This is a genomic window from Streptomyces sp. NPDC085481 (assembly GCF_044541845.1).
GTDB lineage: Bacteria > Actinomycetota > Actinomycetes > Streptomycetales > Streptomycetaceae > Streptomyces.
The window spans coordinates 91,639-112,674 of sequence record NZ_JBITTJ010000020.1; the positions used below are offsets into that span (position 1 = coordinate 91,639).

General features: G+C 74.1%; 12 protein-coding genes. 5 read left to right on the forward strand and 7 right to left on the reverse strand.

The genetic code is table 11. The features are described 5' to 3' along the window. Window positions 1-29 precede the first annotated feature (29 nt). The 4 genes from ACIGEZ_RS31800 to ACIGEZ_RS31815 all read right to left on the reverse strand — a co-directional run bounded on the left by ACIGEZ_RS31800 (window position 30) and on the right by ACIGEZ_RS31815 (window position 5,294). Window positions 30-1,400, reverse strand: a complete 1,371-nt coding sequence (locus tag ACIGEZ_RS31800; protein WP_399838087.1) for a PrsW family intramembrane metalloprotease — start codon at window positions 1,398-1,400, stop codon at window positions 30-32. A 308-nt stretch (window positions 1,401-1,708) separates the two neighbouring features. After that, window positions 1,709-2,464 (reverse strand): tRNA (guanosine(46)-N7)-methyltransferase TrmB, encoded by a 756-nt coding sequence (gene trmB / locus ACIGEZ_RS31805; RefSeq protein WP_399838122.1) that lies wholly within the window; start codon window positions 2,462-2,464, stop codon window positions 1,709-1,711. Between the two features lie 105 nt (window positions 2,465-2,569). Next, window positions 2,570-3,754, reverse strand: coding sequence for an L-2-hydroxyglutarate oxidase (gene lhgO / locus ACIGEZ_RS31810; protein ID WP_399838091.1), 1,185 nt, complete (start codon window positions 3,752-3,754; stop codon window positions 2,570-2,572). Window positions 3,755-3,857: 103 nt separating this feature from the next. Continuing rightward, window positions 3,858-5,294, reverse strand: coding sequence for an MFS transporter (locus ACIGEZ_RS31815; protein ID WP_399838094.1), 1,437 nt, complete (start codon window positions 5,292-5,294; stop codon window positions 3,858-3,860). Window positions 5,295-5,824: 530 nt separating this feature from the next. Here ACIGEZ_RS31815 and ACIGEZ_RS31820 point away from each other — a divergent pair. Together ACIGEZ_RS31820 and ACIGEZ_RS31825 are read left to right on the forward strand one after the other, a co-directional pair. After that, window positions 5,825-7,933: an asparagine synthase-related protein gene (locus ACIGEZ_RS31820; protein WP_399838097.1), complete on the forward strand. Its 2,109-nt coding sequence runs from the start codon at window positions 5,825-5,827 to the stop codon at window positions 7,931-7,933. A gap of 500 nt (window positions 7,934-8,433) precedes the next feature. Beyond that, window positions 8,434-12,090: an AfsR/SARP family transcriptional regulator gene (locus ACIGEZ_RS31825; RefSeq protein ID WP_399838100.1), complete on the forward strand. Its 3,657-nt coding sequence runs from the start codon at window positions 8,434-8,436 to the stop codon at window positions 12,088-12,090. 13 nt (window positions 12,091-12,103) lie between these two features. Here ACIGEZ_RS31825 and ACIGEZ_RS31830 read toward each other — a convergent pair whose 3' ends face one another. Both ACIGEZ_RS31830 and ACIGEZ_RS31835 read right to left on the reverse strand, forming a co-directional pair. Beyond that, window positions 12,104-14,062 (reverse strand): sigma-70 family RNA polymerase sigma factor, encoded by a 1,959-nt coding sequence (locus ACIGEZ_RS31830; protein WP_399838102.1) that lies wholly within the window; start codon window positions 14,060-14,062, stop codon window positions 12,104-12,106. 230 nt (window positions 14,063-14,292) lie between these two features. Next, window positions 14,293-15,027 carry a TetR/AcrR family transcriptional regulator gene (locus ACIGEZ_RS31835; RefSeq protein ID WP_399838106.1) on the reverse strand — a complete coding sequence of 245 codons (735 nt, stop codon included), beginning with the start codon at window positions 15,025-15,027 and terminating at the stop codon, window positions 14,293-14,295. Between the two features lie 353 nt (window positions 15,028-15,380). On the opposite strand from ACIGEZ_RS31835, the gene ACIGEZ_RS31840 reads away from it, so the two are divergent. Together ACIGEZ_RS31840 and ACIGEZ_RS31845 are read left to right on the forward strand one after the other, a co-directional pair. Further along, window positions 15,381-16,757, forward strand: a complete 1,377-nt coding sequence (locus ACIGEZ_RS31840) for an NAD(P)/FAD-dependent oxidoreductase (RefSeq protein ID WP_399838109.1) — start codon at window positions 15,381-15,383, stop codon at window positions 16,755-16,757. A 106-nt stretch (window positions 16,758-16,863) separates the two neighbouring features. Beyond that, the gene (locus tag ACIGEZ_RS31845) at window positions 16,864-18,516 is read left to right on the forward strand and encodes a SpoIIE family protein phosphatase (protein WP_399838112.1); all 1,653 of its coding nucleotides are present in this window, start codon (window positions 16,864-16,866) and stop codon (window positions 18,514-18,516) included. 25 nt (window positions 18,517-18,541) lie between these two features. Here ACIGEZ_RS31845 and ACIGEZ_RS31850 read toward each other — a convergent pair whose 3' ends face one another. Beyond that, the gene (locus ACIGEZ_RS31850; RefSeq protein WP_399838125.1) at window positions 18,542-19,819 is read right to left on the reverse strand and encodes an MFS transporter; all 1,278 of its coding nucleotides are present in this window, start codon (window positions 19,817-19,819) and stop codon (window positions 18,542-18,544) included. A 142-nt stretch (window positions 19,820-19,961) separates the two neighbouring features. Between ACIGEZ_RS31850 and ACIGEZ_RS31855 the strand changes: the two genes are divergently transcribed. Continuing rightward, on the forward strand, window positions 19,962-20,540 hold the full coding sequence (locus ACIGEZ_RS31855) for a MarR family winged helix-turn-helix transcriptional regulator (protein ID WP_399838115.1): 579 nt from the start codon (window positions 19,962-19,964) through the stop codon (window positions 20,538-20,540). Window positions 20,541-21,036 lie beyond the last annotated feature (496 nt).

Genomic DNA, 21,036 nt, shown 5'->3' on the forward strand with positions numbered 1-21,036 from the left:
CTGGGGCTCTCCGGCCCCGATCGCACGGCCTAGCCGCGGTACGGGTTGTAGCCGCCGTAGTCCAGATACTGCGGCGGCACCCACACCCGGCCGGTGACCCTGGCCGCGTGGCTCAGCGCGGGCGAGGCCACCTGCCTGCGCTGCCACAGGTGGTGCAGCAGCTCCTGCTCGCGGGCCGTGAAGTCCGGGGCCGCCTGGCCGTGTCGGGCCCGGTGGCGCAGGAAGGCCAGGGTGGTGGCGAATGCCTCGTACTCGCCGACGGCCTGCGCGGCCGGCTTGCCGTACGTACGGGCGGCGAAGCCGCGGGCCAGCGCGCGGGCCCGCATCGAGGAGAGCGCGAGCGGCTCGTCGTGCGCGAGCCAGCCGGCCGTCGCGTACGCCGGGAGCTCGCCGGATATCGTGCGCAGCTCCTTCTGCCGGCTCCATATCGCGAGCCAGGTGAGCAGCGCGAACACCGGCACCATGAACATCCCGTACACCGCGAGGAACGCCAGCGGGTGGAAGGACGCCGAGCCGTTCCACAGCGCGTGCATGCCCATGGCGAGCAGCAGTCCGCCCAGCGGCAGGAGTATCAGCCGGGTGCGGCGGGCCCGGGCCACGGCCGGGAGGGCCGCCGCGAAGCCGAAGCCGAGCCCGGTGAGCGAGGTGAAGAGCGGGTGGGCGAACGGCGACATGATGACCCGGACGAAGAAGGTCCCGACGGTCACCGAGCCGAGGCCGGCGGAGCCGAACTCCTGGTCCTCGCCGAAGGCGTTGCCCAGATAGAGGATGTTCTCGGTGAACGCGAAGCCGGTGGCGGTGAACCCCGCGTAGACCAGCCCGTCGACCGGGCCCGTGAAGTCCCTGCGGCGGAACAGGAACAGCAGCAGCACGGCCGCGCCCTTGGCGGTCTCCTCGACGACGGGCGCGACCGCGGTCGCGCCGAGGGTGTCGGCGGAGCCGGGGTCGGCGGTGGCGCTGCTGATCCACTCCACCGCGAAGGAGTTGGCCAGGATCGCCACGAGCGTGGAGGCGAACGCGCCCCAGGCGAGGGCGAACAGCAGGTTCTTCCACGGGGCCGGCTCGACCCGGTCGAGCCAGCGGAACGCGGCCATGAGCAGCGGCACGGGCAGCACCGCGAGCCCGAGGCCCACCAGGAAGCCCTCGGTGCCGGTCTCCTCCCGCACCAGCGCCAGGATCGCCAGCGCGCACAGGGCGAGCAGGGTGATCAGCGTGATGGCCCGGACCAGCCGGCTGCGCCAGAAGGCGCGGCGCGGCTTGTAGCGCCACTTGGCACGCTCGGGGACCGCCGTGAAGTCGGGCTGGTCGGTCTCCAGGGCGGGTACGGGTGCGGGCGCGGGCACGGCTGCCGTGGAGGCCACGGGCTGCGGTGCGGGTCCGGCGATGGGGTTCGATGACACGCAATGACCCTAACGAGCCCCGCCGACACCGGCGAGGGACTTCCGGACGCCTGTGGAAAAACCGGCGGTCGCGGGCCTGGCGGCCTGTGGAAAACGAGCGGCCGCCGCCCCTCGCGCCGCTGGTCCCCCTCGCGCTGGTCCCCCCGCGCCGCTGGTCTACGGGCGTGCCGCTGGTCTACGGGCGTGCCGCTGGTCGACCTGAGCGCCGCTGGTCGACCTGAGCGCCGCTGGTCGACCGGAGCCCCGCTGGTCGACCTGAGCGACGCTGGTCGACCAGAGCCCCGCTGGTCGACCCGAGCCCCGTTGGTCTACCGGCGGCGGAACAGCAGGTCGTGGACGACGTGCCCCTTGTCGATGCCCTGCCCCTCGAAGCGGGTCAGCGGCCGGTAGCCGGGCCGCGGGGCGTAGCCGCCGTCGGCCTGGGTGTTCTCGAAGTCGGGGTGCGCGCCGAGCACCTCCAGCATCTGCTCCGCGTACGGCTCCCAGTCCGTGGCGCAGTGCAGCACGCCGCCGGGCGCGAGCCGGGGGGCGAGCAGGGTGAGGAACTCGGGCTGGATCAGCCGGCGCTTGTGGTGGCGCTTCTTGGGCCACGGGTCCGGGAAGTAGACCCGGCACCCGGCCAGCGACTCGGGCCGGATCATCTCGCGCAGCAGGATGATCGCGTCGCCGTTGGCGACCCGGACGTTGGTCAGGCCGGCGCGGTCGGCGAGCCCGAGCAGGTTTCCCTGGCCCGGGGTGTGGACGTCGACCGCGAGGATGCCGGTGCCGGGGTCGGCGGCGGCCATCTGCGCGGTGGCCTCGCCCATGCCGAAGCCGATCTCCAGGACGACCGGAAGACCGCCGAACATCTCGTCCAGGTCGAGCACCCGCTTGCCGTCGATGTCGAGCCCCCAGTCGGGCCACCGCTTCAGCATGGCCTCGGCCTGACCCGCGGTGACGCGGCTGCGGCGCGGCTGGAAGCTGCGGATCCGGCGCTCGAAGTGCGAGCCCGCGGGGTCGGGCGAGGGCCCCTCGCCCGGCGCGAACATCCTGCTGCCGAGCCGCGCCGCGCGCTGCTCGGCCAGGGTGCGGTCGGCGGGGGTGATGTGCGGGTGGTTCTCTGGCTGCTCAGACACAATGCCCCGATTCTACGGCGCGCCGGGCGAGGACCCGGCGGGCCGCAGCCTCCGCTACAGCAGCGCCAGTGCCCGCCCCGCGACCTCGCGCCCGATCGGCAGCGAGGCCGTCGCCGCCGGGGACGGGGCGTTGAGGACGTGGACGGTGCGGACGGACTCGCGGATCAGGAAGTCGTCCACGAGCGTCCCGTCCTTCAGGACCGCCTGCGCCCGCACTCCCGGCGTCGCACGCCGCAGGTCGCGCTCCTCGACGATCGGCAGCATGCGCCGTACCGCCTCGGTGAAGGCACGCTTCGACAGGGACCGGTGCAGCTCGCCCGCCCCGTAGCGCCAGTGCGCGCGGGCTATCGCCCAGCTGCCCGGCCAGGCGAGGGTGCCGGCCAGCTCGCGCGGGCGGACGACCGACCAGCCGTACCCCTCGCGGGCGAGCGCCGGGACCGCGTTCGGCCCGACGTGGACGCCGCCGTCGATGCCGCGGGTCAGGTGGACCCCGAGGAAGGGGAAGGCCGGGTCCGGCACGGGATAGACCAGGCCGCGGACGAGCGAGGGGTCGGCCAGCTCGTAGTACTCCCCGCGGAAGGGGACGATCCGCATCTCCGGGTCGTCGCCCGCGAGCCGTGCCACCCGGTCGCAGTGGAGACCCGCGCAGTTCACCAGGACCCGTCCGCGCACCACGCGCCCGGCGGCCGTGCGCACGGCCACGCCCCAGGGCCGCCGGTCGACGGCCGTGACCGCGGAGCCGTACAGGATCCGCGCCCCGGACGCCTCGGCGAGCTTCGCCGCCACCGCCCCGTAGTCGACGATGCCGGTCGTGCCGACGTGGATCGCGGCCACCCCGCGCACCCGCGGCTCGTACTCGCTGATCTGCGCCGGGCCCAGCTCCCGCACCGGGATGCCGTTCTCCCGGCCGCGCTGCACCAGCGCGTGCAGGCGTGGCAGCTCCTCGCGGTCGGTGGCGACGATCAGCTTGCCCGTGACCTCGTGGGGGATCCCGTACTCCGCGCAGAACTTGACCATCTCGGCCGCGCCCTCGGCGGCGAACCTGGCCTTGAGCGAGCCCGGCCGGTAGTAGATCCCGCTGTGGATCACCCCGCTGTTGCGTCCGGTCTGGTGGCGGGCCGGGGCGTGCTCCTTCTCCAGGACGGTGACCCGGGTGCCCGGCGCGGCGCGCGTGATCGCGTACGCCGTCGACAGACCGACGATCCCGCCGCCGATCACCAACACGTCACAGTCAAACACCAGCGCCACCTCCCACCCCTGATAGTGCACTGGCCCACTGACAATCCCGCTAAACCCGGTGGGACACGCGTCACGTCGGTGCGGTACGGGGCCAGGCCGGTTCTCACGCCGGAGCGACCAGGAGCGGGCGGGCCCGCTCCCGCAGCTCCATGACCCGCGGCTCGTCGCCGTACGGCTCGAGCCGGGTCAGCAGGTCCCGTACGTACTCGGTGGTGCGGGCCGAGGAGATCCGCCCGGCCACCTCCACCGCGCGCGTGCCGGCGGCGCAGGCCGCGTCCAGGTTGCCCGACTCCAGCTCGGCCACCGCCGACACGACGAGGCGCAGCCCGTGCGAGCGGACGTACTCCTCGGTCGGCCGGGACAGCGCCTGCTCGGTGAAGCGGCGCACCTGCCGGGGCAGCTTCAGGTCCCGGTAGCACTCGGCGGCGTCCGCGCAGAGGCGGTCGTACGAGTAGAAGCCGAGCCACGTCGGGTCGGCGTCGCCCTCGCGGGAGCGCTCCAGCCAGCCCTCGGCGGCCTTGAGCGCGGCCGCGGCGGCCGCCCCGTCGCCGGCCTTGGCGTGCGCGCGGGCCTCGACGAGCCGGAAGAAGGACATGGTGCGGGCGGTGGCGAGGCCCCGGTTGCGTTCGAGCGCGGCCTGGGCGAGGTCGACGCCCTCGTCGGCGAAGCCGCGGTACGTCGCCTGGAGCGACATGGAGGCCAGCACATATCCGCCGAGCGGCACGTCGGCGGCGGCGCGGGCGAGCCGCAACGCCTGGATGTAGTAGCGCTGGGCGGCCTCCTGCTGGCCGGTGTCGAAGGCCATCCAGCCGGCCAGCCGGGTCAGCTCGGCGGTCGCGCCGAACAGGGCGCGGCCCACCTCGTCCGAGTAGGAGCCGAGCAGCAGCGGCGCCGCGTCCACCCGTAAGCACTCGGGCACCATCGAGGAGCGCCAGTCCCCGCCGCCGTACTTGGAGTCCCAGCGGCGTGCGTCCTCGGCGGCCTCGCGCAGCTTGGCGACGTCGCTGTGCCCCACGCGCGCGTGGTCGCCGCTCTCCGCGCCGGGCTGCCCCGCCACGCCCGGCCGCTGCCGCTCCACCGACGGGTCGGCGGGCGTGATCAGCCAGCGCGAGGCGGGCGTGGCGTACGCGCTCACCGCGAAGGAGCCGGCGAGCGACTGCCAGATCCCCCCGCCGCCGCGCCGGCCGGCCAGATCCAGCCGGTACAGCTCGGTGGCCGAGCGGACCGCCTCGCCGACGTCGCGCGGGAAGGCGAGACCGACCTCCGGCGCCGGGTCGGCGTCGGCGAGCCCGATCTCGTGCAGCGGCACGGGCCGGCCCAGCTTCTGGCCGATGGCGGCGGCGATCAGGTGCGGGGCGGCGCCCTGCGGCACCATGCCCTTGGACACCCACCGGGCCACCGACGTCTTGTCGTAACGAAGCGTCAGACCCCGCTGTGACCCGAGGTCGTTGACGCGCCGGGCGAGCCCGGCATTGCTGATTCCCGCGAGGGCGAGAACCGTGCCGAGCTTTTCGTTCGGCCCGCGTTGCTCCCTGGACATGACGCCACCCCTCGACACGACACCCAGACGGCCGCCACGACGCCGGGCATAGGCGTGCGGCATTCGTAAACACAGCGTAGTTCGCCGGATCCCGACCGTTAAGGGGCGGTGTTCCGTATGGCGAGATTGTTGTGGGATGGAATGAGCAGCGCCGGTGCCGGCGCTCCGCGTGCTCCCGCCGTGTGGCCGTGCGCCCGGCCGTGCGCTCTCGCCGGGGTCAGGCGGGAGCGCTTCCATGAGTGCTGCGTGGGTCGGCCCACTTGGCCGAGGACCGATGTCCCGGACCGGTGGGCTGGGGGACACCGTCGCCCCTTTCCCCGCGGGCGGCGGACGGCTCCGGGAGGCGACCGCCTCCCGGACTGCCGAGGTAACCAGGGCGGCCGGACCCCGGCCGTATGAGCCGCAGAATGGCCGAAACGCGACGGTCTGCAACTGGCCCATGCCAGGGGCGCATTCGCCCGCATCGTGATGCCTCCGGTGCGCCGTTGTCATGGCAGCATGTCCTCCACTCGACCTTTGTGGAGGCGGCGATGCGGTGGCTGGTCGGCTGGAGCAGTGTCGCCGCGCGCTTCGGAGCGCCGCCCGGCTCGGCCGGGACCGTGGGCGACCCCGCCGAGGGGCGCACCGTGCACCCGGTGGGCGCGCAGCTGCTGTGGGGCGACCCCGACCCCCTGTGGGCCGTCGGCGACTGGCGCCCCGACGAAGTACGACTGCTCAAACTTGACGAGCACACCCGGCTCGCCGTCCTCGGCTGCTGCGCCGCGACCGACGAGGAGCTGCGGCTCGGCCTGCTCACCGCGCGCGGGGGCGCACTGCGGCACCTCACCGCATGGGCCGGCAGCTACACCGCCGTCGTCAAGGTCGGCCGCCGCATCACCGTCACCGGCGACCTCGCCGGCGCCCGGCCGGTGTTCCACACCCCATGGGCGGGCGGTACGGCCTACGGCACCGCCGCCCTGCCGCTCGCCGACCTCACCGAGGCCCAGCTCGACATCGGGCACCTGGCGGCGCTGCTCGCCTGCCCCGAGACGCCCGAGGCGCTGCGCGACTCCACCCCGTACGAGGGCGTGCGCCGGGTGCCGCCCGGGCACGCGCTGATCCTGCGCGAGGGCTCGCGCGAGATCACCGGCTACGAGCCGGTCGCCTCGCTCGCCGTCGCCGCGCCCGAGGCCGACCCCCGGCAGGCCGTGGAGGGGGTACGGGACGCCCTCGTCGAGGCCGTACGCGCCCGGCTCACCGCACCACGGCACGCGCCCGAGGCGCCGCTGCCCGACCCGGGGCCCGTGCCCGGCATGGGCCCGGCCGACCGGCGCGCGGCCCGCGGCGGCGGCCCGGCCCCCGGGATCGGCGCCGACCTGTCCGGCGGCAGCGCGTCCGGCACCCTCGCCCTGCTCGCGGCCGGACTCCCCGGCGTCCCCGGCACGATCCTGGGCCACGGTACGGGCGCGGGGGAGCGGCTGCTCGCCGTCACCTTCAACGACCTGGCCACGCCCGGGCACCACGACGAACTCGAACGCGCCCGCGAGATCGCCGCCAACCCGCGGCTGCACCACGTGGTCGTCGCGGCGGGCGACGAGGCCCTGCCGTACGCGGAGCTCGACGGCCCCCTCACCGACGAACCGGGCCCCTCTTTGGTGTCGGCCGACCGGCACCGCAGGCGGCTCGCGGGCGGCAGCGCCGACCACTTCACCGGCTTCGGCGCCCGTCAGGTCCTGGATGCCCACCCGGCGCGCCTCGCCGACCTGCTGATGGACCGCCGGCGCCGCTCCCTGGTGCGCCCAGTGACCGCGCTGGCCAAGGCGTCCGGCCCTTCTGCGGGGGCGCTGCTCGTGCCGCTGACGGTGTACCGGGCGGCGCGGCGGCTCGCCCGTACGCCCTACCGGACCGGCCTGGAGGCCGCCGCCACCCGCGTCCTGGAGGCGAACCGGGCGCCCACCGGGGCCTACGGCCCTTTGGAGGCCTCGCTCTCCGCCCTCGCCTGGTCCCGGCCGGGGCCCGCGGCGCGCTGGCTGACCGGCGAGGCGCTGGCCGAAGTATCGGTTCGCCTGAACCGGGCGGCGACCCTGCCGACCTCCGTCCAGCGCCCGGGCGAGGCCCGCGCCCGCGCCGCCCTGGCCCGGGCGGCGGCCGACCTGCGCGTCCTGGAGCAGGCGGCCGAGATCCGCAGCCAGCGCCTGCACGCCCCCTTCCTGGACAACCAGGTCGTACGGGCCTGCCGCGAGCTGCCCGAATCGCTGCGGGTCCAGCCCGACGCCCGCGCCACGGTCCTGCGCACCGTCCTCGCCGGCGCCGGCATCCGCGACCTCCCGCCCGGCTGGGGCGCCCCCCACCCGGCCGTCCCCGTCACCGCCACCCGCGCCGGCCTGCGCACCGCCCTCCCCCACCTCCTGGCCCTCTTCGACGCCCCGCTGCTCGCCGACGCGGGCCTGATCGAGGCCCGCGTGGTCCGCCGCGCCCTGCGCGCCGCCGCCGACGGCGAGCAGATCCCCCTCGACGGACTCGCCGACCTGATCTCCACCGAACTCTGGCTGCGCCGCCTCCTTGCCCGCCGCGGCTCCTGCTGGACCGGCACGGCGGCACCCCGCCACCGCGCCGTCCCGGGCCCCCTGATCCCTTCGGCGAGGTCACTGCCGGCGTAAAGGGCGGCTCGGTCCGCCGAAGCGCCCGGCGCACTCGTCCGCGTGATCGATGTCCCGTTCCTCCGTCAGAGGGGCGCCCACGTTGAGAGCGTCGCGCCGAGCGAAGGAGGTCCGTCATGGCGATGGCGCCTGCCGGTTCCGGGGGACGGCTTGCCGGGCGACGCCGTACCCGGGTACGAGGGGGCGTCTGTCGAGCAAACCTTCGAGCTCTTCGGTGCGGTGGCTCCCAAGGGCCGGCGCGTGGAGCTGACCGAAGGGGAAATCGCCTCCTGCTGATCGACCGTGACGCGGGTGAGGCCGTCGTCTGTTCCGAACCCTTCGTGGACGACTACGCACACAAGTCCATCCACAAGCTGGGGACGACCGTCCCACTCCCCGCACCCCTCGGCTTCGCGCTCGACACCTCGGAGTTCTGACCGCGTCGCACGCGCGCCCCGCCACGCGCCCCTCTCCGGGGAAACCCCGAGGCGTACGGCGCCCCCACCGGCCAGAATGGGTCGGTGTGGTATCTCATCCTCGGCACCACCGAGGCCCTCGACCCCCGCGGCGCCCCCGTCCCCCTCGGCGGCGCCCGGCTGCGCGCGCTGCTCGCCGCGCTCGCGCTCCGCGCCGGGCGGAGCGTGTCCGTCGGGGAGCTCCTGGCCGACGTGTACGGGGACGAGTCGCCGCACGACGCGAACGCGGCGCTCCAGGCGCTCGTCGGACGGCTGCGGCGCGTGCTCGGAAAGGACGCCGTGGCGTCCGGGCCCGGCGGCTACCGGCTTGTCGCCGAAGCCGAGGACGTCGACCTCTACGTGTTCGAGCGGCACGTCCGCGACGCGGGCGACCGGCTCGACGCCGGCGACCCCGAAGCCGCCGCCGCACTCCTGCGCACGGCCCTCGCCCTCTTCCGCGGGCCCGCGCTCGCCGATCTGCCCGAGCACGCCGGCGTACGCCACGAGGCCCAGCGGCTCGCCGCGCACCGCCGGCGCGTCGAGGCAGACCTGCGGCGCGGCGCCACCGGCGGGCTCGTACCGGAGCTGACCGAGCTCACCGCCACGTACCCGTACGACGAGACCTTCCACGCCCAGCTCATCCGCGCCCTGCGGGCGGAGGGCCGCCCCGCCGACGCCCTGGCCGCCTACGAGGCCGCCCGCCGCACCCTCGCCGAGGCCCTCGGCGCCGACCCCGGCCCCGAACTCACCGCCCTCCACGCCGAACTGCTGGCAGGCGAACCACCCCGAACCCCCCACCCGCAGGCCCACCCGCCGCGGCCCGCCCCGCCCGGCGTGCCTACGACGTCGGGCCCGTCAGGCCTGCCCGGCCTGTCCGCCCCGTCCGGCCTGTCCGACCCCTCCGGCCAGTCCGGACCGCTCGCCCCATCCCGGCAGCCCCGCCAGTCCGGACCGTCCGGCCAGTCCGCGCCGTCCAGACCGTCCGCCCTGGCCGGCCCGTCCGGCCTGTCGGACCCCTCCGGCCCGTCTGACTCCTTCGCCCCGCCCACCCCGCCCACCCCGCCCGCTCCGGTCGCGTACCCCGCCTCCGCCCCGCGCCCCACGCCCGTGGCGCACCCCACCGCCGGGGTGCACCCCACCCCGGCGGCGCACCCCGCCTCCGGCGCGCACCCTGCCCCAGCCGCACCGCCCGCCTCCGCCGCGCACCCCGCCCCGGTCGCGTACCCCGCCCCGCCCGTCGAGGTGGGTAACATCCGCCCGCGCCTCACGTCCTTCGTCGGGCGCGAGCCCGAGCTCGTCGCCCTTCGGGCGGACCTCGGTCGTTCCCGGCTCGTCACGCTCACCGGCCCCGGTGGCTCCGGGAAGACGCGGCTCGCCGAGGAGGCCGCGCTTCAAGCCGTCGGGCCCGCCGCCTGGATCGCCGAACTCGCCCCGCTCGACGACCCCGACGCCGTACCCGGAGCCGTCCTCTCCGCCCTCCGCCTGCGCGAGACCAACCTGATCACCCGCGACGGAGTGCCGCTCCGAGACGACCCCACCGCCCATCTCGTCGAGCACCTCGCCCGCCGCCCCCTCCTGCTCGTCCTCGACAACTGCGAGCACGTCATCGGCGCCGCCGCCGCCCTCGCCGAGACCCTCCTCACCCACTGCCCCGAGCTGCGCATCCTCGCCACCAGCCGTGAACCCCTCGGCGTCCCCGGCGAGTCGGTCCGCCCCGTCGAACCGCTCCCGCCGCACCCGGCCCACCGGCTCTTCGCCGAACGCGCCCGCACCGTCCGCCCCGGCTTTCGCCCGGAGGACGACGTCGCGGCCGTCGACGAGATCTGCCGCCGCCTCGACGGCCTCCCCCTCGCCATCGAACTCGCCGCCGCCCGGCTGCGGCTGCTCACCCCACGCCAGATCGCGGACCGCCTCGATGACCGCTTTCTTCTCCTCACCTCCGGCTCCCGCACCGTCCTGCCCCGCCAGCAGACCCTGCGGGCCGTCGTCGACTGGTCGTGGGACCTGCTCGACGCCGCGGAGCGCGATCTGCTGCGCCAGGCGTCCGTGTTCGCCGGCGGCTGGGACCTCGCAGCCGCCGAGGCGCTGGCCCCCGACGAACCCAGCGCCCCCAGCGCCCCCAGCAACCCCAGCAGCCCCAGCGCCGCCGGCACGACCGACACCCTCGGCTCCCTCGTCGAGAAGTCCCTCGTCGTCGCCACCCCCACCGACGACGGCGAGATGCGCTACCGCCTCCTGGAGACCATCCACGAGTACGCCGTCGAGCGCGCCGCCGAGACCCCGGAACTGCTCGCCGCCGCCGAGGCCGCCCACACCGCCCACTTCACCGCCCTCGCCGAGACGGCAGAGCCCCTGCTGCGCTCCGGCGAGCAGCTCCCCTGGATAGCCAGGATCGAGCGCGACCTCGACAACATCCGCGCCGCCCTCCACCGCACCACCCTCACCGTCCCCGACGAGGCCGCCGCCCACCGGCTGGTCTTCGCCATGGGCTGGTTCTGGTGGCTGCGCAACTACCGCCCCGAGGGCCTCGCCTGGACCGAGCGCAGCCTCGGCCTCGGCGAGGACCCCGAGGATCCGGCAGACCCCCGCTACTGGCCCCGCATGCACCTGCGCATGCTGCAGTTCTTCCTCACCGTGGAGAGCCAGAGCCGCGGCGACTTCCGCGACGACCCGGAGACCGTCGCCGCCGTCGCCCGTGTGCGGGCCGCCTTCTCCGCCGCCCCCGGACCCCAGTCCGCCCGCTTCCCCGGGCTCCTGTGGCCGTTCACCGCGTACTTCACCGACGAACCGGCCGAAGTCCGCGGCCTCCTCGACTCCGCCGTCGCCAACTGCCGCCGCCACGGCGGCGAGTGGGAGATAGGCGTCAGTCTCATGTTTCGCACCCACATGGCCGTGGACATGCCTGGCGGCATGCCGGGCGTCGACGAGGACCTCGCCGAGCTGCGGGTCATCTCCCGCCGGGTCGGCGACCGCTGGATGCGCGCCCAGGTGGCCAGCGCCGCCGCCGAGGCCGCCATGATGCGCGGCCGGCACGAGCAGGCGCGTGAGGCGTACGAGGAGGCCCTCGGGCTCGCCCGCGAGGTCGGCGCCCACGCCGAGGCGCCCTTCCTGCTGGCCCGGCTCGCCGAACTCGACTTCCGCGTGGGCGACCCGGCCGCGGCCGTCAAGGGCCTCGACGAGTCGTCGGCCGAGGCCGAACGCTTCCATGTGACCGATGCCCAGATCTACGTCAGCTTCCTGCGCGCCGGGATCGCCCTGTACGAAGGGGACGCCGCCACCGCCCGCGCCCACGTCGAGGCGGCCGGCGCCCTGATCGACCAGGGCCCGCCACCACCTCACTTCCAGGCCGTCGTGCGCGGGCTCGCCGCCCGCATCCAGGCACAGGAGGGCGCGGGCGCCGTGGCCGTCACCGAAGCGGCCGAGGCCCTGCGCATCGCCCAGGACGCGCAGTGCGCCGAGTTCATCGTGGCGGCCCTCGGCGACGGCCTGGCCACCGCGCTCGCCCTGACCGGCGAACCGGGCCTCGCGGCACGGGTCCTGGGCGCGGTCGACTCCTTGCGCGGGGGCACTCCCCGCTCCGTCCCCGAGCAGCGGGAGACCGATGCCGTGACGATACGGGCCCGCGCCGAACTGGGCGACGAAGGGTACGACACCGCCTACGCCGCGGGCCGGGGCCTCACCGTCGACGAGGTCCTGACGCTGGCGGAGCCGTACAAGGGCTGACTCCCCGACCCGCTCAGCCACAGGTGATCTGCGACTGCGCCCAGTCCGCGACCGCCGCCCGGCCGAACGGGGTGTGCTCCTCGACCACCAGGCGCAGGGTGCGCCGGCCGGCGATCCCGACGTGCACCGGGACCGGCGCCTCACCGGGGCGGACCACGGCGGAGCGCCACAGCCGCTCCCCGTCGCCGTACACCGAGAAGCGGACGCCGCCGACCCCGAACGGGACGGTGATGTCGTCGATGCCGACGACCGCGTCGTAGCTCTTGCACTGCCGGTTGAGGTCGATGAGCAGCGAGGACGGGGCGTGCACGCTCACCCCGTGGGCGTAGCGGGTGCCGCCCATCGAGAGCCGGGAGCGCTGCCACATCCAGCTGCTCTCGCCGAGGCTCACCTCCGGCTTGGTGCCGTCGCCGAAGATCCCGTAGTCGAGACGGTTGACCTGGTACACGGCCGGCGGGGCGGGCGGGGGCGGCGGCTTCGGCGGGGCCTTCGGCGGCGTGGGCTTCGGCGTCGGTTTCGGGGTGGGCTCGGGAGTCGGACGCGGGGTGGGCTTCGCCGTCTTCGCCGGGGTCGGCTCCGGGGTGGGCGTCGGCTCGGGCGGCGGTGGCTCTACGGGCGGTGGTGTCGGCTTCGGCGTGGGCTTGGGCGTCGCCTTCGGCGCGGGCGGCGGGGGTTCGACGGGCGCGACGACCGACGGCGTGGCCGCGGGCTGCGCCACCGGCTGCGGGTCGCCGGACAGCGCCCACACGAGCCCGGCGGTCGCGGCCACGGCGGCGACCGCCGCGATGCCGGCCTTCGCGGGAATGCCCAGGCCCTCCGCGGCGGCCGCGGACGAGGCCCCGGCCGTGCTCGTGGCGGCGCCCGTGCCCGTGGTGGCGGCAGCCGCACCGGCCGCGCCCGCTCCGGCGACGCCGCCGGCGACCACACCGGCCGCCTTGAGCGAGTAACCGGCGGCGAACCAGCCGATGACGGCGACCGGCAGCAGCGCGGGGATGCCCGCGTTCACATGGGCCAGCTCACCGGCGGCGAGCCGGCACTTGGCGCATTCGTCGAGGTGCTTGCGCAGCCCCCGCTCGGCCCGCATCCGCAGCCCGCCGCGCGCGAAAGCGCCGAGCCGGTCGGCATAGCGGGCGCAGTCGCCGCCGGCGGTGAGCGACTCGCTGACATGGGCCTGCAGATAAGCCTGCTTCAGCCCCTCGCGGGCCCGGCTGGCGAGCACCGCGGTGGCGTTGGCGGTCAGGCCGAACAGCGGGGCGACCTCGCTCGGCGACTCCTCCTCGACCGTGGTGTGCCACAGCACGGCCTGCCAGCGCTCCGGCAGCGAGCGGAACGCCTGCATGGCGAGCGACCGCTCGGCCTCGTGCATGGCCCGCACGTCGGCGCCCAGGTCCAGGGTGTCCTGGTCGGAGACCTCGGAGCCGCGTGCCGCCCCGGCGGCGAACACCGCGAAGTCCTCGACCAGGTGCTCGCGCCGCTGGGTCTTCGTCCAGCTCGCGGCGACCCGGCGGACGGTGGTCAGGAGGTAGGCGCGCACGGCCTGTTCGGGCCCCGCCCCGCCCCGTACCGCCTGGAGGGTGCGGACGAAGACCTCGGCCGTCAGGTCGTCGGCGGTGTGCGCGTCGCGGCAGCAGGTCCGCGCATAGCGGCGCACGGCCTCGGAGTGGCGCCGGAACAGTTCCTCGTACGCGCTGTCGTCACCCCCGCGCATCCGCTGCACGAGCTCGGCGTCGGAGGGCGGCAGGTCGAAGGGCGGCGGAAGTACGGAGTCGGCCTCGTCGTCGCCCACGGCCGCCGGGTACACCGGCCTGCCGCCCTCACGCTGCTGCGGAACGCTCGGCTCGGGCGCCGCACCGGCCCCGCCGGAAGAGCCGTCCGGGCGGCCCTGGTTCGGCACCTGCGCGGAGGTTTGGCCTCCGGCCTCGGTGGTGCCGCCACCGCTGTCCAGCGTCTCGTCCCGACTGTCACCGCTCATGGCGGAAGCCCCCGTATGCACGCTCGGACCCGAACACCGGCCAAGCCTGCCACAGAGCGCGGGCACGCCGAACCCACGCGTCCACTTACCACTCGTCCGGGGCGACTTCCCGTGTCCGGGCGTAACCGCTCATCCGTTCGTGTCATGCTCGACGATCCCCGTGGACCGCCGAACCGCCACCCGGGTGTTCGAACGAGGAGCTCGGGAGCGTGCTCCGGGCGCGACCAGGACTACCGCGAGCGCAGACCCTCCAGAAGGATGTCCAGGAGTCGGGCCGAGGCCGCCGCCTGCTGCGCCGCGTCCGGCAGCGCCGGCGCCGCGGTGGCGATCACGAGCAGAACGTCGGACACTGTCACGTCCACCCGCAGCTCACCCGCCTCCCGCGCCCGGTCCACGAGCCGGCCCACGACCTCCAGGAGCTCCGCGGCCCCAGCGTGGTCCTGCTCCGCGGCAGGCACCGCGCGCGGCGCGACGACCCGCTGCTCGGCGAGGTCTCCGTACCCGACCGAAACGCGCTGCGCCGGAACCCGCGCCGCGTCCTCCGGCGCTCCCACCGGCAGCAGCACCTCGTCCACGCCGACCCGCAGCACCTGCGGCGGCAGCAGCCGACCGGCGCCCGAGGCAACCGACGTACGCAGGAAGCGCGAGAGCGCCGACCAGGGCTCGTCCTCCTGCCCGAGGGCCGTCCGCGCCTGCTCCGTGAGCCGCGCGGTCTCCTCCTCCGCTATTCGCCTGACCAGCACGTCCTTGCTGGGAAACCGGCGGTACACGGTGCCGACACCGACCCGGGCGCGGCGCGCCACGTCCTCCATCGGAGCCCCGTAGCCGAGCTCGCCGAACACCTCGCGCGCGGCCCGCAGCACGTGCTCGAGGTTGCGCTGCGCGTCCACCCGCAGCGGCGCGGACCGACCGTTCGACGACGACTGCGCCGTACGGACCTGCCCATACGAATCCTGAATCTGCATAAGCGTTCCCCCGCTCATGATGTCTCCCCCCGGAGACTCCCCGCCCTGACACGGGGGTCCGGCCGTCCCGCGACTCTGGTCCGCGCGCGGCGATCCGGCACCCCGATGAGGTACGAACATAGTTGAGTCGGGGTCAATTCAGAAGGGGCAGTTCCGTACGGTGCGCCCCCCGATCGGAGCAAGGCCCGGAACCCTCCCGATTCCGACCCGCCACCCCACCGGCCACTCCCACCCTGACCTGCGCACTTCCCCCTGCTCCCAACCCGTTCGCCACCCCACGCCTCCGCACCTCTCCGGTCACACAATTTGCCGGGGCTGTGGACAAACCCCGGACGGCGAGGCGTCATGGGACAGTGACCGAACCTGTGCGCATTCTCGTTGTCGGCGGTGGCTACGTCGGGATGTACACCGCGCTGCGCCTCCAGCAGCAGCTCAAGGCCGAGCTCAGAAGCCGCACGGCCGAGATCGTGGTGGTCACGCCGGCGCCCTACATGACCTACCAGCCCTTCCTCCCCGAGGCCGCCGCCGGCTCGATCTCCCCGCGCCACGTCGTCGTCCCGCTCCGCCGCGTCCTCGACCGCTGCCGGATCCTCATCGGCGAGGTCCACTCCGTCGACCACGCCAAGCGGACCGCGACCATCTCCACCCTCGCCACCGAAGAGGAGGGCACCGGCACCCTCCAGCTCGGCTACGACGAGCTGGTCATCGCCCCCGGCTCGGTCTCCCGCACCCTCCCGGTCCCCGGCCTCGCCGACCACGGCATCGGCTTCAAGACCGTCGAGGAGGCCATCGGCCTGCGCAACCACGTCATCGAACAGATGGACATCGCCTCCTCCACCCGCGACCCCGCCATCCGCGACGCCGCCCTCACCTTCGTCTTCGTCGGCGGCGGCTACGCGGGCGTCGAGGCCCTCGCCGAACTGGAGGACATGGCCCGCTACACCGCGCGGTACTACCACAACCTCAAGCCCGAGGACCTGCGCTGGGTCCTCGTCGAGGCCTCCGACCGGATCCTCCCCGAGGTCGGCGAGGAGATGGGCCGCTACGCCATCCGCGAGCTCCGCGGCCGCAACATCGACGTCCGCCTGGGCACCCGGCTCGACTCCTGCGAGAACCGCGTCGCCGTCCTCAGCGACGGCACCCGCCTGCCCACCCGAACCGTCGTGTGGACCGCCGGCGTCCGGCCCGCCCCGGTCATCGCCGCCACCGACCTCCCCCGCAACGAGCGCGGCCGCCTCGTGTGCACGGCGAAGCTCACCGTCGAAGGCGTCGAACACGCCTGGGCCGCCGGCGACGCCGCCGCCGTCCCCGACGTCACCGCCGAAGAGCCGGGCAGGGAATGCGCCCCCAACGCCCAGCACGCCGTACGCCAGACCAAGGTGCTCGCCGAGAACATCGCCGCCTCCCTGCGCGGCGAGCCCCTCAAGGACTACGCACACAAATACGCCGGATCCGTCGCGTCGCTCGGCCTCCACAAGGGCGTCGCCCACGTCTACGGCCGCAAACTCAAGGGCTACCCGGCCTGGTTCATGCATCGCGCCTACCACCTCAGCCGGGTCCCCACCTTCAACCGCAAGGCCCGCGTCCTGGCCGAATGGACCCTGTCCGGCCTCTTCAAGCGGGAGATCGTCTCCCTCGGCTCGCTGGAACACCCGCGCGCCGAATTCGAACTCGCCGCAGCACCCCCACCCGCGCCCAAGCCCTCCGACGGGGGCGAGTCCTCGGGCTGACATCACTGTCAGTGCACTCGTCCACACTGGACGTGTGACCATAGGTGGGCTCACACCTGCACAGAGTGACTCTGCACGGCAACGACACCACGAGGCATACAGATCCGTGAACTTCACCCGTTGGAGCGCCCGGCTCCCCGGTACACAGCGTCGCGCGGCGGCGCGGGGGACCGAAGGCTCCGTGCCCGCGGCCCGCGGTGAGTACGGGCCGCAGCTGGAGCATCTCCCCGGCGACACCGCCGAGGCCGCCGGCGCGGCCGACGTCCCCGCGCTCGAGGACTTCACCGTGCGGGAGATCGTCGGCCGCCTCCCCGGCCTGGTCGCGCTCGTGTACGGCCCGGAGCACCGCATCGCCTACGTCAACGACGCGTACGCCGCCGCCTTCGGCCCCCGCCCCGCCGGCGCCACCGTCGCCGACACCTGCCCCGAGGCGGAGGAGCTCGGCCTGCTGCCCCTCCTCGACCAGGTCCTGCGCAGCGGCAAGCCCCGTACGGTCAAGTCCCGCCGCACCCACGACGGAGGCTCCTACACCGTCACCTGCCTGCCCGTCGACAGCCCCCGGCTCGCCGACGGCGGCGTCCTCGTCCACGCCGCCGACGTCACCGACCACGCCGAGGCCGCCGAGCGGCTGCGCGCCAGCGAGCGCCGGCACCGCGAAACCGCCGTCACCCTCCAGCGGTCCCTGCTCCCGCAGGAGCTGGAGCAGCCCGACGACCTGCGCATCGCCGCCACCTACCAGCCCGGCGGCACCGACGCGGCCGTCGGCGGCGACTGGTACGACGTCATCACCCTCGGCGCCGGCCGCACCGCCCTCGTCATCGGCGACGTCATGGGCCGCGGCGTCCGCGCCGCCGCCGTCATGGGCCAGCTCCGCACCGCCGTCCGCGCCTACGCCCGGCTCGACCTGCCCCCGCACGAAGTGCTCCAGCTCCTCGACGGCCTCGCCGCCGAGATCGACGCCAGCCAGATCGCCACCTGCGTCTACGCCGTCCACGACCCCAACGAGGGCAAGCTCGTCTACGCCTCCGCCGGCCACCTCCCGATCCTGGTGCGGGACGAGGACGGCACCGTCCGCCGCGCCGAGGACCCCACAGGGCCCCCGCTCGGCACCGGCGGCTGGCTCCACACCTCCGGCTCCATCGCCCTGCCGCCCGGCTCCACCGCCGTCCTCTATACGGACGGCCTGGTCGAACGCCGCCGCGAGGACATCGACGAGGGCGTCGCCGCCCTGGAGCGCGCCCTGTCCGGCGCCACCGGCACCCCGCAGGTCGTCTGCGACCGGCTGCTCCGCTCCCTCGGCGTGACCGCCGAACACGACGACGACGTCGCCGTCCTCGTCCTGCAGCACCCTGCCCGCAAGGGCGCCGACGCCGAGCTCTTCCACAACGCGGCCCTGGAGCTCCTCGGCGGCGTCGAGGCCGCCCCGCGCGCGCGGGCCTTCGCCTCCGGCGTCCTGTCCAGCTGGCGCTTCCCGGTCGAGCTGCGCGACCTCGGCGTCCTCGCCACCAGCGAGCTGGTGGCGAACTCCCTCCAGCACGGCACCCCGCCCATGCGACTGCGGCTGCGCCGCACCGACCGCCGCCTGATCATCGAGGTGACGGACGGCGACGACCATCTGCCGCGCCGCCGCAGGGCGGAAACAGAAGACGAGGCGGGTCGCGGTATCTCGATCATCGCGACGATCGCCTCGTCCTGGGGGAGCCGCCGCACACCGGGCGGCGGCAAAGCGGTGTGGTGCGAGTTCGCCCTGCCCGACTAGTCGTCGACTAGTCGGGCAGGGGGCCTCAGGCGGCCGCGGTCTCCTTCGCGGGCTGGTGCTGCGCCACCACCCGCGAGGGCTTCGCGGCGAGCGACGGCTGGTTCTGCACCGGCGTCAGCCGCTTGCCGAGCCGGACCGCCAGGAAGGTGATGCCGAGCGAGAACAGCACGAAGGTCACGATGTACGGCCCGTGCAGCGAGGCCCCCATGGGCCCGCCCACCGCCGGACCGACCGCCAGCGCGAGCTGCTTCACCAGGGCGAAGGCGGAGTTGTACGTGCCGATGCGCGACTCCGGCGCCAGATCCGCCACCAGCGGCGCCACGGTCGGCGACAGCATCGCCTCACCGAGCCCGAACAGCGCGTACGTGGAGATGAACGCCGCCGTCGCCATCGCCTGGCTGCCGTGCCCCAGACCCGCGTACCCGGCGAACAGCCACGCCACGGTCCAGATCAGACCCACCGCCGCGATGACCCGGGTCCGCCTGCGGCGCTCGACGAACTTCAGCACCAGGAACTGGGCGGCCACGATGACCGCCGTGTTGGCGGCGAGCGCGATACCGAGCGTCGACGGCTCGATGCCGGCGGCCTCCGTGCCGTACGCCGCGAGACCCGACTCGAACTGCCCGTAGCAGGCGAAGAACAGCACGAAGCCGAGCACGCACAGCTGCACCATCGCCTTGTGCCCCAGCAGCGCGCGGACGCCACCGCCCTTCTCACCGGCCGGTCGGCCGCCCTGCATGGCGGGCGAGCCGGGCAGCTTCACGGTCAGCACGATCGCGCCGAGCACCAGGAACATCGCCGACTCGATCGAGAACAGCAGCAGGAAGCTGCCGGGCCGGCTCTCGTCGACCAGCTGCCCGCCGATCAGACCACCGACACCGAGACCGAGGTTCTGCAGGAAGAACTGCATGGCGAACGAGCGGGTACGCGTCGCCGCCGTCGAGCACCAGACGATCATCGTCGCGAGCGCCGGCTGCATGACCGCCGTGCCGGCGCCGAGCAGCGCCGCAGAAGCGACGGCCGCGGGCACGGAGGAGGCGAAGCCCATCCCGAGCGCGCCGAGCGCTGCCAGTACCGAGGCCACCAGCAGTACGGGCACCGGCCCGCGCCGGTCGATGGCCCGGCCGCTGAAGGGGAGGACCACCAGTGCGGCCATGGCGAAGACGGCCAGGACGACACCCGCCGTGGTCGCGCCCAGATCCCGCACCTGAGCGACGTACACATAGAGGTACGGCACGGTGAAGCCGAGTCCGAACGCGCTCAGCGCGCTACCTGCCTGAATCCGGCGCATCGCAGCGCCCATCGCCTTGGTCACACTCACCCACTTCGGTCGCGGGTTCAGCTCTGTAGCCCTGAACCCTGAAGACTTCAATCCTAAACTTCGACGCTTAACGATACACATAGAAGGACTTCAACGCCAACGACCCTCGTGGGATACTCGCCCCATGTCCGACACCCCCGAGCCATCCGGCACCCAGGCCACCTCCCAGGCCCCCCAGGAGCCGAGCCTCGACGAGCAGATCGCCGCCTACCAGCGCGAATTCCGCGACCTCGACCCCCAGGTCGAGAAGGTGGTCTCCGCCCTCGGCCGGCTGAACCGCCGGATGAACGTGGCGTACGGCCGCCAGGTCGCCGACCTCGGCATCAGCAACGCCGAATGGGAGGTCCTGAAGACCCTGGTCCTCTCCGGCGCCCCCTACCGACTCGGCCCCGGGGAGCTCGCCAAGCGCCTCGGCCTCACCCCGGCCGCGATGACCCACCGCATCGACCGCATGGCGGGCGAGGGCCTGGTCACCCGCGACCGCGACGAGAACAACCGGGTCCGCGTGATCGTCGAGCTGACCGACGAGGGCCGCCAGAAGTGGCTGGAGGCCATGCGCATGGCGACGGACTTCGAGGAGAAGCTCCTCCAGGACCTGTCGGCGGAGGAGCGCGGATCCCTGGGCGAGATGCTGATCCGCCTGCTGCGCCGGGTGGAGCTGACCCAGCCGGACGCGGGCGGCCGCCTGACGGACCTGGACTGACGCCGACGCCCGGGCCGGCCGCGACCAGGGGAGGGTTGACACGCTCCTGGCGGATGCGTAGTGTTCTCCGAGTTGTCACGGAGCCGGAACGGTTCTTCGGCAGCCATCCCGCCGCAGATGCGGCACCTCAACTCCGCACGATCTCCCTACCGGGACGAATTTCGGCATGCCGAAATTCATTTCGAAGACTCGATTATGAGCCTCCGGGGAAATCCGCTAGAGTTTGAGACGTAGGAACGGCCCAACAGCCGCGAAGACAACTCCCGCTGACTGGGAATCAGGACCGAAAGGATCTGATAGAGTCGGAACCGCCGGAAGGGCCCGGAGCGAAAGGGACCGGAAAGCACCGAGGAAATCGGATCGGAAAGATCTGATAGAGTCGGAAACGAAGGAAGCGCCCAGAGGAAAGCCCGCGAGGGTGAGTACAAAGGAAGCGTCCGCACCTTGAGAACTCAACAGCGTGCCAAAAATCAACGCCAGATTAGTTGATACCCCG